This window comes from Micromonospora chokoriensis, assembly GCF_000718555.1.
Classification (GTDB): domain Bacteria; phylum Actinomycetota; class Actinomycetes; order Mycobacteriales; family Micromonosporaceae; genus Micromonospora; species Micromonospora chokoriensis_B.
In genome coordinates, this window is record NZ_JOAN01000015.1 from 128,312 (window position 1) to 142,953 (window position 14,642).

The 14,642-nt window shown below is 70.9% G+C and carries 13 protein-coding genes; 6 read left to right on the top strand and 7 right to left on the bottom strand.

Translation table 11 applies throughout. The annotated features are described in order from the left end of the window. The first annotated feature begins 9 nt into the window (after window positions 1-9). A complete protein-coding gene (gene tilS / locus IF46_RS0120370; RefSeq protein WP_030489940.1) occupies window positions 10-1,002 on the top strand; it encodes a tRNA lysidine(34) synthetase TilS in 993 nt (330 codons plus the stop codon). A 1-nt stretch (window position 1,003) separates the two neighbouring features. On the opposite strand, the gene IF46_RS0120375 is transcribed toward tilS, so the two are convergent. Continuing rightward, a complete protein-coding gene (locus IF46_RS0120375) occupies window positions 1,004-1,966 on the bottom strand; it encodes a GlxA family transcriptional regulator (protein ID WP_030489941.1) in 963 nt (320 codons plus the stop codon). Window positions 1,967-2,104: 138 nt separating this feature from the next. Here IF46_RS0120375 and IF46_RS34490 point away from each other — a divergent pair, with 138 nt between their 5' ends. From IF46_RS34490 to folE, 4 genes are all read left to right on the top strand, one after another. Then, window positions 2,105-2,254 (top strand): hypothetical protein, encoded by a 150-nt coding sequence (locus tag IF46_RS34490; RefSeq protein WP_157563243.1) that lies wholly within the window; start codon window positions 2,105-2,107, stop codon window positions 2,252-2,254. A 100-nt stretch (window positions 2,255-2,354) separates the two neighbouring features. Continuing rightward, window positions 2,355-2,930 (top strand): hypoxanthine phosphoribosyltransferase, encoded by a 576-nt coding sequence (gene hpt, locus IF46_RS0120385; RefSeq protein ID WP_030489942.1) that lies wholly within the window; start codon window positions 2,355-2,357, stop codon window positions 2,928-2,930. Between the two features lie 529 nt (window positions 2,931-3,459). Continuing rightward, on the top strand, window positions 3,460-5,478 hold the full coding sequence (ftsH, locus tag IF46_RS0120390) for an ATP-dependent zinc metalloprotease FtsH (RefSeq protein ID WP_030489943.1): 2,019 nt from the start codon (window positions 3,460-3,462) through the stop codon (window positions 5,476-5,478). Between the two features lie 35 nt (window positions 5,479-5,513). Continuing rightward, window positions 5,514-6,179 carry a GTP cyclohydrolase I FolE gene (folE, locus tag IF46_RS0120395; protein WP_030328001.1) on the top strand — a complete coding sequence of 222 codons (666 nt, stop codon included), beginning with the start codon at window positions 5,514-5,516 and terminating at the stop codon, window positions 6,177-6,179. Between the two features lie 104 nt (window positions 6,180-6,283). Here folE and IF46_RS0120400 read toward each other — a convergent pair whose 3' ends face one another. Continuing rightward, window positions 6,284-7,003, bottom strand: coding sequence for a hypothetical protein (locus IF46_RS0120400; protein ID WP_030489944.1), 720 nt, complete (start codon window positions 7,001-7,003; stop codon window positions 6,284-6,286). A gap of 28 nt (window positions 7,004-7,031) precedes the next feature. Then, window positions 7,032-9,593, bottom strand: coding sequence for an FtsK/SpoIIIE domain-containing protein (locus IF46_RS0120405; protein ID WP_030489945.1), 2,562 nt, complete (start codon window positions 9,591-9,593; stop codon window positions 7,032-7,034). Between the two features lie 185 nt (window positions 9,594-9,778). Here IF46_RS0120405 and IF46_RS33875 point away from each other — a divergent pair, with 185 nt between their 5' ends. After that, a complete protein-coding gene (locus IF46_RS33875; protein WP_084597975.1) occupies window positions 9,779-10,342 on the top strand; it encodes a hypothetical protein in 564 nt (187 codons plus the stop codon). 2 nt (window positions 10,343-10,344) lie between these two features. Here IF46_RS33875 and IF46_RS0120410 read toward each other — a convergent pair whose 3' ends face one another. Genes IF46_RS0120410 through IF46_RS0120425 form a run of 4 tightly spaced genes read right to left on the bottom strand, consistent with a single transcriptional unit; the run spans window position 10,345 to window position 14,642 of the window. Beyond that, a complete protein-coding gene (locus tag IF46_RS0120410) occupies window positions 10,345-10,944 on the bottom strand; it encodes a hypothetical protein (RefSeq protein ID WP_030489946.1) in 600 nt (199 codons plus the stop codon). A 13-nt stretch (window positions 10,945-10,957) separates the two neighbouring features. Continuing rightward, the gene (locus IF46_RS0120415) at window positions 10,958-12,136 is read right to left on the bottom strand and encodes a M23 family metallopeptidase (protein ID WP_030489947.1); all 1,179 of its coding nucleotides are present in this window, start codon (window positions 12,134-12,136) and stop codon (window positions 10,958-10,960) included. Further along, window positions 12,133-12,690: a hypothetical protein gene (locus IF46_RS0120420; RefSeq protein ID WP_030489948.1), complete on the bottom strand. Its 558-nt coding sequence runs from the start codon at window positions 12,688-12,690 to the stop codon at window positions 12,133-12,135. The genes IF46_RS0120415 and IF46_RS0120420 overlap by 4 nt, the downstream gene beginning before the upstream one ends. Then, window positions 12,687-14,642 (bottom strand): MFS transporter, encoded by a 1,956-nt coding sequence (locus IF46_RS0120425; RefSeq protein WP_030489949.1) that lies wholly within the window; start codon window positions 14,640-14,642, stop codon window positions 12,687-12,689. Before IF46_RS0120425 ends, IF46_RS0120420 begins: the two co-directional genes overlap by 4 nt.

Sequence of the window (14,642 nt, forward strand, 5' to 3'; positions counted from 1 at the left end):
CACCCGCCGGTGGCCGTTCTCGCCCCGCCGGTGGCCGCGATCCGGGTGGCGGTCCGCCGCGTCCTGACCGGTCTGCCGTCCGACGGCCCGGTCCTGGTCGCCTGCTCCGGGGGTGCCGACTCGCTCGCTCTCGCGGCGGCCGCCGTCTTCGTGGCACCTCGGTTGGGCCACAGCGCGGCGCTCGTCACCGTCGACCATGGCTTGCAGGACGGCTCCGCGGAGCGCGCCGAGGCGGTCGCCAGTTGGGGGCGGGAGGTCGGGTTCGCGTCGGCGACGGTGGTCCGGGTGGAGGTGGCCGGGCGCCCCGGCGGGCCGGAGGCGGCTGCCCGCGACGCCCGCTACCAGGCGTTGACCGAGGTGGCCCGGCAGCAGAACGCGGTCGCGGTGCTCACCGGGCACACCCGGGACGACCAGGCGGAGACGGTGCTGCTCGCGCTGGCCCGGGGCGCTGGCCCACGAGGGCTGGCCGGGATGCCCGCCCGGCGGGACCTGGGCGGCGTGCCGCTGCTGCGCCCGCTGCTGGAGATCGGTCGGGAGCAGACCCGCGCCGCGTGTGCCGTGCACGGGCTGAGCCCGTGGCAGGACCCGCACAACACCGACCCGTCGTACGCCCGCTCCCGGGTGCGGGCCGACCTGCTGCCGGCGCTGGTGCGGGCGCTCGGGCCGGGCGTGGTGGACAACCTCGCGCGTACCGCCCGGCTGGTGGCCGCCGACAACGCCGCGCTCGACGAGCTGGCGGCGGCGGCGCTGGCGGCGGCCCGGCACCCCGCCGGTGGGCTCTCGGTGCCGGAGTTGGCCGCCCTGGCCCCCGCGGTACGCGGCCGGGTGCTGCACGCCTGGGCACGTGAGCTGGGTGCGGTGCCGGCTGCCCTGTCGTACCGGCACGTCGCCGCGCTGGACGCCCTGGTCATTCATTGGCGTGGCCAGGGCCCGGCCGACCTGCCGGGTGGTCTGCGGGTGCTCCGGCGCGCCGACCGGTTGGCGCCGGTGGACCCCACTTGATCTAGACGCTGTGCGCGCGGTCCCGGAAGGTGGTCCGGTAGCTGTGTGGGGTGGCACCGACCCGGCGGCTGAAGTGGTGCCGCAGCGCCGCCGCGTCGCTGAAGCCGGCCTGGTCGGCGACCGCCTCCACGCTCAACGGGGTCTCCTCCAACAGCCGTCGGGCGAGCAGCACCCGCTGGTTGGTGAGCCAGTCGTGCGGGGTGGTGCCGGTCTCGGCGCGGAACCGGCGGGCGAACGTGCGGGGCGCCATGCCGGCGCGGGCGGCCAACTCCTCCACGGTGATCGTCCGGTCCAGGTGACCCATCAACCACTCCAGCACCGGTTCGAGGGTGGGTGCCTCGGGCGCCTTCGGGATGGGCGCCTCGACGTACTGGGACTGGCCGCCGTCGCGGTGCGGCGGGACCACCATCCGCCGGGCCAGCCGGGTCGCGGTGGCCGAGCCGTGCTCCTGGCGGATCAGGTGCAGGCACGCGTCGATGCCGGCCGCCGTGCCGGCGCTGGTGAGCAACCGACCGTCCTGGACGTAGAGCGAGTTGCACCGCACCCGAGCGCGCGGGTGCCGGCGTTGCAGCTCGTCCACGTACCGCCAGTGGGTCGTGCACTCGCGGTCGTCGAGCAGCCCGGCCTCGCCGAGTAGGAAGGCTCCGGAGCAGACGCTGAACAGGTGCGCGCCGCGGGCGTCGGCCCGGCGGAGCGCGTCGAGCACCGGGCCGGGGACGGTGGTGCCCTGGCTGTGCGCGGGGATGGCCACCAGGTCGGCCTCGTCGACCGGGCCGAGGCCGGCGTGTGGCGTGAGGTGGAAGCCGGACGAGGTACGCACGGGAGCGCCGTCCGGGCTGCACACCTGGAAGCGGTAGGCGGGGAAACCGTCGGCTGTCCGGTCGGTGCCGAACACCTCGGCCAGCACGCCGAGCTCGAAGGGAGCGACCTGGTCGAGGGCGAGGACGGCAACGGACCGCAGCATGTGACGAGGGTAACCCCACAGGTGGCAGTAAATCGATGACCGATGGCATTCCTGCCACTGTCCGGCCGCTTCGCGAGGTCGCAGACTGGTCTCAGTCCGGTGCGCACCGGCGGCGAAACCATCAGCAATCATGCGAAAGTGAGCGCCGCCATGGAGTTCCTGCTCTTCCTCCTGTTCCTCGTCCTGCTCGTCGCCGCCTCGGCGGCTGGGCTCACCGTCGACAGCCACGATTCGGCCGACTGGAAGCCCAGCGACGGTGGCCGCCGCTGGCAGTCACGTACCAACTGATGCTTTTAGCGCAATTTGCGGAGAAAATCTTTGGCGGGACCGCGCCAAAAGGTGCGGCCCCGCCGACGGAGGCCATCCGACGTACGGCAGGCTAGGAGTCATGGCTGACGGCTCCTGGTACGACGCCGACATCGACCACGTGATCATCTCTGAGGCGCAGATCCGCGAGAAGACAGCGGAGCTTGCCAAGCAAATCTCCGCCGACTACGCCCACGTGAGCGACGGACTTCTGCTGGTGTGCGTGCTCAAGGGTGCGGTGATGTTCATGGCGGACTTCGCCCGGGCGCTGGGCCGTAACGGCCCGCCGGCGGAGCTCGACTTCATGGCCATCTCGTCCTACGGCCAGGGCACCACCTCCTCCGGGGTGGTCCGCATCCTCAAGGACCTGGACCGGGACATCGCCGGTCGGCACGTGGTGGTCGTCGAGGACATCGTCGACTCCGGGCTCACGCTCTCCTGGCTGCTGCGCTACCTCGAGTCGCGCTCGGCGGCGAGCGTCGAGGTGGTCGCCCTGTTCCGCAAGCCGGACGCGGTGAAGGTGCCGGTCGGAGTGAAGTACGTCGGCTTCGACATCCCCACCGAGTTCGTGGTCGGCTACGGCCTCGACTTCGGTGAGCGCTACCGGGAGCTGCCGTACGTCGGGGTGCTCAAGCCCGAGGTCTACGCCCGCTCCTGACGCCGGGCCCGACCTCTCGGCCCGCCCCGATCGCCGGCATGAGGCCGACTCGCATCGGCATCCATCAAGCCGACGTTCAGCGCGCTCTCAGTTGTTGCGGTTACCGTGGAGCACGGTGGCCCGGAGGTTACTCCGCGCTCGACCCATTCGATCGCGTGACCGGGCGCTCGGGTGGCCGAGCCGGACTCCCGCCACGCTGGTCTCTACCCGGACCCGCCGTACGTTCGGTGCGGTGCTGGTGAGCTGCCCACGGTGCGTGTCGTCGATGTCGAAGGCACGCCGAGCGCGGGGGGCTCGCAGGCTCGCTCCGTGCGTACTCGGTCTTTTGGTGGTGCACGACTGCGGGGCTCGCAAGCTCACTCCTCGCGTACACGGTGTACCGTCGAATGACCGCGGCGCGGCAGTTTTCGCGCCTCGGGGTCGAGGCCGGCCCGCACGGCGGCTCCGGCCGCCGCTCAGCGCGGCGACACCATCAGACGGTCAGGACGTCGATCAGGAGGATGCGGGCGCTCTGGCGCTCGACAACAGTATGGAACGTACGCGTTTCTTCCGCCGACCGGTGGTCTGGATCATCCTGGTCATCCTCGGCGCCGTTGTGCTCAGTCAGCTGTTCACCAGTGGTCCCAGCTACCACCGCGTGGACACTTCCGTTGCGCTCGACCAGCTGCACACCGCCAAGATCAATAAGGTGGTCTTCCAGGACAAGGAGCAGACGCTCCAGCTGGACCTGGCTCAGAAGACCAAGTTCGGCAAGACCGAGACCAACAAGATCGAGGCCCAGTTCCCGTACCAGACCGGCGACGAGATCTGGAACGAGGTGCTGGACGCCAAGGCCGCCAACCGGGTCACCGGCCCGGCCGACGCCAAGGTCTCCTCGGACAGCATCTGGGTGAGCCTGCTGGTCAACCTGCTGCCGATCGCGTTGCTCGTCCTCCTGCTGCTGTTCTTCATGTCGCAGATGCAGGGCGGCGGCTCCCGGGTGCTCAACTTCGGCAAGTCCAAGGCGAAGATGATCACCAAGGACACTCCGAAGACGACCTTCGCGGACGTCGCGGGTGCCGAGGAAGCCGTCGAAGAGCTGTACGAGATCAAGGACTTCCTGCAGAACCCTGCGAAGTACCAGGCTCTGGGCGCCAAGATTCCGAAGGGCGTGCTGCTCTTCGGTCCGCCCGGCACCGGCAAGACGCTGCTGGCCCGCGCGGTCGCCGGCGAGGCCGGGGTGCCGTTCTACTCCATCTCCGGCTCCGACTTCGTGGAGATGTTCGTCGGTGTCGGCGCCAGCCGGGTCCGTGACCTGTTCGAGCAGGCCAAGACGAACGCCCCGGCGATCGTCTTCGTCGACGAGATCGACGCCGTCGGCCGGCACCGTGGCGCCGGCATGGGCGGCGGCCACGACGAGCGCGAGCAGACGCTCAACCAGCTGCTCGTCGAGATGGACGGCTTCGACACCAAGGGCGGGGTCATCCTGATCGCCGCCACCAACCGGCCGGACATCCTCGACCCGGCGCTGCTGCGCCCGGGCCGGTTCGACCGGCAGATCCCGGTGGACGCCCCCGACATGGAGGGCCGCAAGGCCATCCTGCGGGTGCACGCCAAGGGCAAGCCGTTCACCCCCGACGTCGACCTCGACGCGGTGGCACGACGGACCCCGGGCTTCAGCGGCGCCGACCTGGCCAACGTGATCAACGAGTCGGCCCTGCTCACCGCCCGCAAGGAACAGCGGGCGATCAGCAACGACTCGCTCGAAGAGTCGATCGACCGGGTGATCGCAGGTCCGCAGCGACGGACCCGCGTGATGAGCGACCAGGAAAAGAAGATCACCGCGTACCACGAGGGTGGCCACGCGCTGGTCGCCTGGGCGCTGCCGCACGCCGCGCCGGTGCACAAGGTGACGATCCTGTCCCGTGGTCGCTCGCTGGGCCACACCCTGGTGCTCCCGACCGAAGACAAGTACACCCAGACCCGCGCCGAAATGATCGACACCCTGGCGTACGCGCTGGGCGGTCGCGCCGCTGAGGAACTGGTCTTCCACGAGCCGACCACCGGTGCCGGCAACGACATCGAGAAGGCCACCCAACTGGCCCGCGCGATGATCACCCAGTACGGCATGAGCTCCAAGCTCGGCGCGATCAAGTACGGCACCAGCGGGGACGAGCCGTTCCTCGGCCGCAACATGGGCCACGAGCGGGACTACTCGGACTCGGTGGCCGCCGAGATCGACGGCGAGATGCGGGCGTTGGTCGAGCTGGCGCACGACGAGGCCTGGGAGATCCTGGTGGAATACCGGGACGTCCTGGACAACATCGTGCTCGAGCTGATGGAGAAGGAGACCCTCTCCACGGCCGACATGGCGCGGATCTGCTCCCGGGTGGTCAAGCGCCCGCCGCTGGCGCCGTACAACGGCTTCGGCAAGCGCCAGCCCTCCACCGAGCCGCCCGTGCTCACCCCCGCGGAGAAGGACAAGCTCAAGGCACAGGCCCAGGCCGACGGCGCGCAGGCGGCGGTCGGCGGCGGGGCACCGTCCAACAACTCGGACGGCACGCACTGAGCAACGACCCGACGGCCAGCTCCCCACACCGGGAGCTGGCCGTCTCCGCGACCGAACCCGACGGCGACGACGAGCTGGACTACGTGGCCGCGCGGCTGATCAGCGGCAAGCTGACCGGCCGCCCGGTCGAGGATGCGGTCGACCTCGGCCGGATCGAGAAGGCTGTCCGCGAGATCCTGATCGCGGTCGGCGAGGACCCGGACCGTGACGGGCTCCAGCAGACACCGGCCCGGGTCGCCCGCGCGTACGCCGAACTCTTCGCCGGCCTGCGGGTCGACCCCGCCCAGGTGCTCAGCACCACCTTCGAGGCCAACCACGAAGAGTTGGTCATCGTCCGGGACATCGACGTGATGAGCCTCTGCGAGCACCACCTGCTGCCGTTTCGGGGCAGCGCGCACATCGGCTACATCCCGGGCCCCGACGGGCGGATCACCGGCCTGTCCAAGTTGGCCCGACTCGTCGAGGTCTTCGCCCGTCGGCCGCAGGTGCAGGAGCGGCTCACCTCGCAGGTCGCCGACCTCCTGATGAGCAAACTCGCACCACGTGGGGTCGTCGTCGTGCTCGAGTGCGAGCACATGTGCATGGCGATGCGCGGCATCCAGAAATCCGGTGCCAAGACCATCACGTCGGCCGTACGCGGCATCCTGCAGACGGACTCCAAGTCGCGGGCCGAGGCGATGGCGCTGATCATCCCCCGCTGACACCCCGACGCACCGCGGCCGGCCGAAACCCTTCCGGGACGGCCGGCCGTTGCGGTTCCGCACCCGCCCGGGATGTTCCGGCCGGGCGCTTCCGCCACGGCGGGTCAGCCAGCGAGGAGGGCCAGCAGCAGGCCGGCCGTGGCCAGCACCGCCGGCACCAGGCACACCAACGCGCCGAAGCGCACCGTCCGGTCCAGCCGCTCGGTGGGGCTCACCCGGAACAACCGCCCGATGCCGATCCACCCGGCGACGAACGCGACCGCCGGCATCGGCAGCCCGCAGATCAGCGCGGCCACAGTGGCCGGTCCCACCCCCGTCGCGGCGTACACCGCGAGCTGGATCAACGGCACCAGCAGCGCGAACGGCCCGTACACCAGGAGGTTGCGCGCTCGTGCGGGCCAGGACCCGGGCCGGAACCTGCCGCGCGCGGCCAGCGCCGAATCCGCAGCCTCGGCCCGACCCCGCGCGGCCCGCAGCGCCGCCAGCACGGCCGCCGGGCCGCCCGCCATCGACCGGGCCGCCTCGGTCAGCTCCGGCGGCGACGGCACCAGAGAGATCGCCGGTACGCCCAACTCCCGCAGCCGTTCCTGCTGGCTCGCCAGCCCGGTACGGACCGCCGTCAACTCCTCCCGGGCAGCCTCCGCCGACCGGGCCTGCTCACCGGCGGCGGCGGCCGCGCTGCGGCGTACCCCGTCCAGCTGACGGGCTGCCGCGAGGTACTCCGCCCAGGCTGTGCTGGGCTCGACCGTCGTCGGCGTGGCGTCCCCGCTCGTCGCGGCGGCCCGCTGCCGGCCCGGCCCGGTCACCGTCGCGTTCGGATTCACCTCGACACCCTCCACGCGCGCCACCCGATCAGCCGGCCTCGTCGGCGAACGGCACCAGGACGGTGCCCCGCTCGTCCGAGCCGTCCCAGAGCACCGCCCGGTCAGGGCGCGCGCGCCACTCGACCGGCCGCCCGAAGACCGCGGTGAGTTGCGCGACCGGCACGTCCAGCACGGCCACCGCAGCCAGCTTGTCGACCTCGCCCGCCGGCTCGAACAACGCGGCGAACGGCGGCACCGCACGCCACCAACCCAGCAGGTGCCTCCCTGCTGGCGGCCCGTCCCGCAGGAGAGCGCGCAGCCGGTCCACCGGCAGCTCCCGAGGACCCGGCCGGTCCAGCCCGAAGACCACCAGATACGTCGGTAGCTCGTCGGCGGCGTCCGCGAGTAGCGTCGGCAGATCCACCACCTCGGCCGAATGCCGGGTCGCCAACTCGGCGGCCAACGCCTCCGCCAACGCCCGGGAGCCCGGGTCCGGTGCCGTCACCAGGAAGCGAGCGGTGCCCGGTGCGTGGTGCGCCGACGTGCTCCGAGCCGCTGTCGCCAACAACCCGCCCGCCGCGCTGCCCGAGCCCAGCACCGCGAGGTTGCGCCCGGCCGCCGGCCCCAACGGTACGGCGACCGTCGAGCGGGCCACGTCCACCGCACGACCCAGCAGAGCGGCCGGCCCGTGCGCCTGCCCCGCCAAGGCCGCCCGGTGGCGCGGATCGTTGCCCAGCAGAGGCCGGGCGTAACCCGCGAAGACCACCGGCGGCACCGACCCGGCCGGGCGGGCCGCCCACAACTCGTGCCGCAGCCCCTCCACCACCTCCGGGTGATCCTGTGGGTCCGGGTGGCGGATCAACCGTTCATGACCCCGGATCGCACCCCGAGGGCCGCCCAGCCCGCCGGCCGTGTTCACCACCGCGCTGCCCACCGGCAGACCCGCCGCCGAGTCGTTCGTCGGCTCCAGCACCGGGCTGCCGCCCGGCAACGCCACCCGCACCGGAAACTGCCCCAGCACCGAATCCCGATGACCGGCATCCGCGCGGGCGCTCAGCCCCAACTCGCCGGCACCCGCCAAGACCAGGTGTACGCCGTACGCCCGGCCCGCCCGGGCCAGCGCGTCCAACTGGGCGGCCACCTCGACGGCCAGCCGGTCCCGCTCGGCGAAGAGCAGCGGCACATTGTCCAACACACAGACGATCCGGGGCAGCGGCTGATGCTGACGCAGCTCCGTGAAGCGTTGCCCACCAGCCCGGGTGCCCGCCTCCGTGCGGCGCTGCACCTCAGCCAGCAACTCGTCGAGCAGATCCCGGACGTACTCCCGGTCGGCGGCCATCGCGGCCGCGCGGACCTGCGGAATCCACGACCGGTCCCGCTCGGTCTGCAGGAACTCCACGAAGGACTCGCCGTCGCCGAGATCCACCAGATAGAACGCCAGGTCATCGGGGCCGTACCGGGCGGCCAAGCCGAGCAGCGCGGTGGTCAGGAACGCCGCACGGCCCGCCGCGGAACGGCCACTCACCAGCCAGTGCGGGGTCAACTCGGTGAAGCCCAGCGGCACCGACCGGCCCCCGGCATCGCCGACGGTCGTCGTCAACCCGTCGGCGGAATCCGACTCCCACAGCCGCTCACCCGTGGGCGGCAGCAGAGCACCCAATGCCAATCGGGAACCCGCCTCCACCTGCTCGGCGAGCCGCCGGCAGACCGCGTCGACCAGCTCGGCCGGTGGATCCGACTCGACGAAGACCGGCGAGTTCAAACCGCCCGGCGGATCGGCGCCCGGACCGGCGAACGACGCCCCCGGCGGGTCACCAAGCAGCGCGTACGCGTTACGCAGCGCCAGCGACGTGGTGTGCGGCAACGGTGCCCGGGCCGAGTACGGGCCGGCGGGAGGCCAACCCGCCACCACCAGGTGCAGCCCAGCGGCCGGCCCCTGCTCGGCCAACGTCTCGATGCGCGCCAGGTCGGTCGGGCCGGTCGACTCCGGCAACGCGGCCACCACCAGCAACAAGGTGCGATCGTGGCGGCGTCGCCCGCTCGCCCCCGGGGTGACCCACTGCTCCGCCTCGGTCAGCACCGCGCGCAGACCCACCACGTCCACCGCAGGCGGCGGCAGCAGGCCAGCATCCGCGAGCGCCCCGAACGGCGTAAGCACAGCCCCGGTGGCATCCACCGCGCGAATCAGCAAGGCACCCGCCGGTGCCGCACCCAGCAACCGCAGGAGTACGGCCCGGAGCAACCCCGCCACCCGAGGCTCCCGGGCATCAGCGTCCACGCTGAGGTGACCGGTGCCGACAAGTGGCACCAACGCGGGGAAGCGAGCGTCGTCCAACGGCGCAGCAGTGCCGACCCGGACGAACGGCGGCGGGCCATCACCCGCCGGAGAATCCACAGTGAGCGTGTCCAGTGCAGCGCCCGACCAACCCGGAGCCAGCAACGCCGCAGCTGTCCGTAAGCGGTCAGCCACCTCGTACTGACGGCGCTGGTCGGCCGGGGCCGGTCGCGTCTCGTCCAGAATCCCAGCAGCTGCGGTCGCGACGGCCGCCGCCCGACGGTGCAGGGCTGCGGCGCGGTTAGTGCGAGCCTTCGGACCGGCCACCGCGTCCACCCCCTCTGCCCGAGGTTGGCAACCCCTCCCCAAGCAGAGACGGTATCCCAGCCGAGGGCGCTCCTCCGGGAGGTGCCCCGGCGCTGCGCCGGTGATGTCGTGGATCTCACGGGTCCGTCACGATCCGCTGGATCTGAGGCATTGGCTCCGGAGCGTCCAGCCGATAACTTCAGGAGGTGGAATCAGTGCAGCCCCCCGCCGGTTCCCAGGTCTCCCGCGTACCGGCCCAGCGGACACCGTCCGAGCAGCTGCCGCCCGCCCCGGAAACGCCGGCACCGCAGCCGCCACGCCGCCGGATGCGGACAGTGCTCACGGTCGTCGCGGGCGTGCTTGCCCTGCTCTGTCTTGGCGGGCTCGCCACTGCCTACGTGTGGTACAACCGCGCCACAGCTCCAGATCGCAGCGCACCCGACGTAGTTGTGGACAACTATCTGCGTGCATTTCTCGTGGATCGCAACGATACGAAAGCGAACCTCTTCACCTGCGAGAGTGGTGCCGACCTTGAGGCCATTCGAAACCTGCGAAGTGAGACTGAGCAGCGTGAGTCGAAGTTTGGTGTCACCGTGCGGGTCAGCTGGGGCCCACTGACGCGCACGCCGTCTTCTGCGGGGGAGTCCGTCGGCACCACGCTGACCATTGCCGGGTCCGACGAGGGCGTTGTCCGAAGCAGCCGCCGAGAGGACTGGACGTTCAGTGTCGTCGAGGATCACGATGGTTGGCGAGTGTGTGGCGGCGCAGAGGCGAGCTGACGTCACTCAATCCACAACAGGTGAACCGGCACTTCCAAGGTGGTGGGTGACTGGCCGCGCCAGGCCCAGCGGTACCACTCCACCTCGGGTGTGATGCGCACGCAGATGTCCCCCTCGGCACCCGAGTAGGTCTCGGTGACCGCTCGAAGGTCACGGTGCTCTAGACCGCCCTCGACGTGCACCACCCGTCGACCGGTGACCGCGTCCGCTTCGAAGACGGGGGTGGGAGTCCGGTGCGCCGGGCCGTCCAGCGAGACCAACCGGATTCCCGTATCCCGCGGGCCGTCGACCCCCGGTCGACTGCCGACCATCTCCACCCAGACCCGCTCCACCGGCACCAACGGCGCGAACACCTCGACCTGGTCGGCTTCGGCCCGGTACCACTCGTGCTCGGGGATCACCGGCACGTAGGTCCGGGCGCTCTGCACCACCCGGTCGTCAGCGCGTAGGTCGCCGCGCCAACCCATCCCTGGCAGCCCGACCAGGACCCGTCGCCCGCGTAGCTCCACCCGCTCCGTCGCGGGGACGACGGCCAGAGGCCGAGGTGGCTGCGGCGCCCAGTCGGGTTGGTCGGCGAACGGGTCGGGCAACGGTCCGGTCATACCTGCGGTGGCCTCACTCAGCGGCGCGTAGCGGGGCGCCCCGCTCGCGCATGAACGGGACCGGGTTCACCGCACCAGACGAGTTACGGTCGTTGCGCAGATGCACCTCGAAATGCAGGTGCGGACCGGACGAGTTGCCGCTGCTGCCGACCTTGCCGATCACCTGGCCAGCCGACACCATCTGGTCTTCCTTGACGAAGGGCTGAACCATCATGTGGCAGTACCTGGTGATGTTGCCGCCGGCGTGCAGCAGGTCGACGAACCAGCCACAGCCCTCCTTTCCAGGGAAGCCGTCTACGTCGCAGTCTCGTTTGCCCCGGTAGTCAGGGTCGCAGGTGGCGACCAGCACACGACCGGCCGCTGCCGCACGGATCTCGGTGCCCTTGGCCGCGCCGATGTCGACGCCGTTGTGGCTGGGGCGCTCGGTAGTTCGAAAGCCGGAGCCGACGCCGCCAGGGATCGGCGCGGTCCAGCCCGAGGCGGCGATCTGGCCACGCTCGGCCGCGTCACACACCGCCTGACCGTTGATCTCGACGGTGCGGGCCGCGCCGCCGGACAGCGCGTCCACGATCCGGCTGGCGAGTTCCTCGTGTTTGGCGTACGCGTCCGGGTACGCGCTGATCTGCACCCGCTGCGCGGCCACGCTCAGCGGCCGGCGTTGCCAACTGCTCACTTTGATGAGCTTCTCGTAGAACTTGCGGGCCGCGTACGCGGGGGTCAAGCGTTGGGCGACCGTGCCCCACCCCGGCCGCTGCTGGAACAGGCCGACCGAGTCGTGGTCGGCGCCGGCTCCCTCGTGCGGCAGGGCCATGGACTCGGGCACACCGCTGTTCGCCAGGTTGCGAAGCGCGGATTCCTGCATCGCGGTAGCGACGGCGATCACCCAGCCTCGCGAGGGTACGCCCATGTCCTGGCCGACCTTGATGATGATCGCGGCATTGCGGATCTGGGCGTCGCCGTACTCGGTGAACCGCGGCAGCTTGCCCGTGATGTTCACCGGTCGGACCGGCCCGCACTCCATGCCGGCCAAGGTGTCCCCGTTCTCGGCGTCATCGCCACCGAGCCCGGCGAGGAAGAACGCCGCAGTGCCGCCGGTGCAGCAGAGCAGGAGCAGCGCCCCGGTGAGCACCGTGGCGATCACGCCGAGCCGGAGGGGCCGGCGGCGTTTGTCAGCGCTGTCAACGTCGTTCACGGCCGCTCCCAGTCCAGAACGTCGACCAGCCAACCATCGTCGGAGGTGACCAACTCCAGCCGGAGCCGACCGGCATCAAGGGGAAGTAGCAGCTCGACGAACGTCGCGGTCCGCTCTCGCATGGTTGGAGGCCCAGCGACCTTCTCGGCGGGCACACCCTCGGGCTCGACACCGGTCAACTTCTCTCTCAGCGCCGGCGTGGAGAGCGGCCGTAGGCCAGCCTGCCACTCTTCGGTGGTCATCCCCGGGCGACCCAGCCAGGCCACGGCGAAGCGCTCGGCGGTCTGCTCGGGCGTGCGGGCGCCCGGTGACGTCACGGGTGACCGCGGAGTCGCGCTGCTGAGTAGGCCGTCGTCGCCGGCCGTCGGGTTCACGGTGGTGATCGGCCCATCCGGGCGGTTACTCAGTCCGTCCGCCGAATCGACCGGGTGGGAGATCAGCCGGGCCGCCCCAACCACGCCGACGACCACCACTCCGATCACCAGTGCAACGCCCAGCCGGGACCGCAGCGCCCGGGTGAAGAGGAATTCGATCGCCCGTCGCATGACCGTCACCTCGCCTCTGAGCGCACCCGAGGTCCGGTGCGATCCGGTGCACGCTCGGTGGAGCCCGGTCGGTAGACCACGAACGACGGGTTCTCAGCGGGTACATCCGGCTCGGTCCAGGTCGCTGGCGCTCGGCGCCGGGGCTGCGGGGCGACCGGGCGGCTCCGCCCCCCGTCCTCCGTCGTCGGCGCTTCGTCGCGCCCTTCCTTACCGTCAGGGCGCCCCGCCTCTGCGCGCCGGTCCTCGGCCGCAGCGGTCGGCACCGGGGCCGGATCTTCCCGCCGCGCCTCCGGACGCAGCCGGGTCTGCTCCGCGACGGGTGACCGTCGACGACCGCCCACCGGCTCGGCGGTGCCGCCCGGCTCAGCGACGTCCAAACGTGCGGCGGTTCGCATGTCGCGGAAGAACCGGCGGTGCCACGAGCCGGCCGAACTGACCGCCTCGCTGCTGTCCTTGCCGCCGAGTTGGGTGATCCGCCGGTACGGCCGCAGCAGCAGCCATCCGACCACCCCGCAGAGCCAGACCAGCACCACCTGAAGCCAACCCGGCATGGTGGGTGTGCTCATGATCAGATCTACGGCGAACAGGTAGATCGCGGCGCCGGTGCCGAAGATGGCGATGTTGAACACCGCGGCGACAACCGCGTTAGCGAGGCGGCGTAACCCAGCGCTGGCGGGCCGGAGTAGGCCGATCGTGCCGAGGATCGGGGCAGCGATCACCGCCCAGCGGAAGATCAGGAAGCCGAGCAGCACGAGCACCGACGCGGTGAGGTCGAACATCGCGAAGAGCACAGCCGCGAGCACCGCGATGAACCCGGAGCCGATCCGGTCCATGTCCCGGGTTCCCGTCAGGAACTCGTAGGCCTCCGGGTCCTCGGCCTTGATCTGCTCGGCAACCGTCATCCACTGCTGCTGTTTGGCCTTGATCGTGCCATCCCGGGTAGCCGGGTTAGCGCGGAGTTTCTCCGACTCCTCCCAGGACAGCGCCTTGGCGTCGTACAGGGCTGGGCCGTACTTGCGGGCTGTCTCGCTGTCCGCCGAGCCAAGCACTCCGCGCAGCCAGTTGCGGTAAAGCATCGCCTCGGTGGCAGTGTCGCTGGCACGGACGGCCGGCGGCCGGTTATCTGTGCAGGCCTTGGGATCCGGATCGTCGCACTGATCCGGCGGGGTGTCCCGAGCTGCCGGACCTACGGCGTCGTGCACGACGCCGAGCGAAGTGATCAGGGTGCCGTCGGCGATGTTCGCTGACTTGACCGGCCAAGCCGCCAGTGCGGTGACTGCCACCATCACCAGTAGCGCCCACCCGGCCGTCGTCATCGCATTGCTCATGTCCGACTGGCGAGAACGCCAGAGCAGATACAGACCCACCACGCAGAGTGTGATGATCCCGAAGACGCTGAATACCTTCTGGTAGACCGCCTTGGTGGCCTTCTCCACCAGCGGGTCGGCCCAGCTCCACATCGTGCGGGGATCCCAGGCCCGCTCCCGCAGAGCGTTCGAGGCCCCCACGACCGCCGTGGCCATCATGAGTTCGCCGTTAGCGACCGTGGTAGTGAACTTGTAGTCCGGGTGAAGGATGGTGGAGGCGCATCCACCATCCACGTCATAGGTGTTGTAGCTGTAACCGCCGTAGCCGTAGTCGCTGTAGATGCCCTTCGGCCCGGGCAACTTGGACGAATCCGGGCGAGAGGCGAACCAACCAGCGAGGCCAGAATCCGGAGCGGATGGTACGGGCGGCTTCCGGCACTCGATCTCGGCCTGGCTGACCTGCTTCAGCTTTCCTACGCAGGTGCGGAAGTCGGCCTGCCATTCGGCTGTCGTACAGAGGTCAGCGCGGGCCTGAGCGGTGGGCGGTGCGGCGGCTGCGGCCTCGGCGCCGATCAGCGGCCAGCTGAGGGTAGCCCCGGCCAGTACGCCGAGGGCGAGCAGGAACGACATGATCCTTGCCCAGACCCTCGCCAT

Bases quoted from the DNA above. Each gene is read 5' to 3' on its own strand.
- ftsH (WP_030489943.1), top strand. From the start codon at position 3,460: ATGGAACGTACGCGTTTCTTCCGCCGACCGGTGGTCTGGATCATCCTG.
- IF46_RS0120425 (WP_030489949.1), bottom strand. From the start codon at position 14,642: ATGGCGAGGGTCTGGGCAAGGATCATGTCGTTCCTGCTCGCCCTCGGC.
- IF46_RS0120375 (WP_030489941.1), bottom strand. From the start codon at position 1,966: ATGCTGCGGTCCGTTGCCGTCCTCGCCCTCGACCAGGTCGCTCCCTTC.
- IF46_RS0120410 (WP_030489946.1), bottom strand. From the start codon at position 10,944: ATGACCGGACCGTTGCCCGACCCGTTCGCCGACCAACCCGACTGGGCG.
- hpt (WP_030489942.1), top strand. From the start codon at position 2,355: ATGGCTGACGGCTCCTGGTACGACGCCGACATCGACCACGTGATCATC.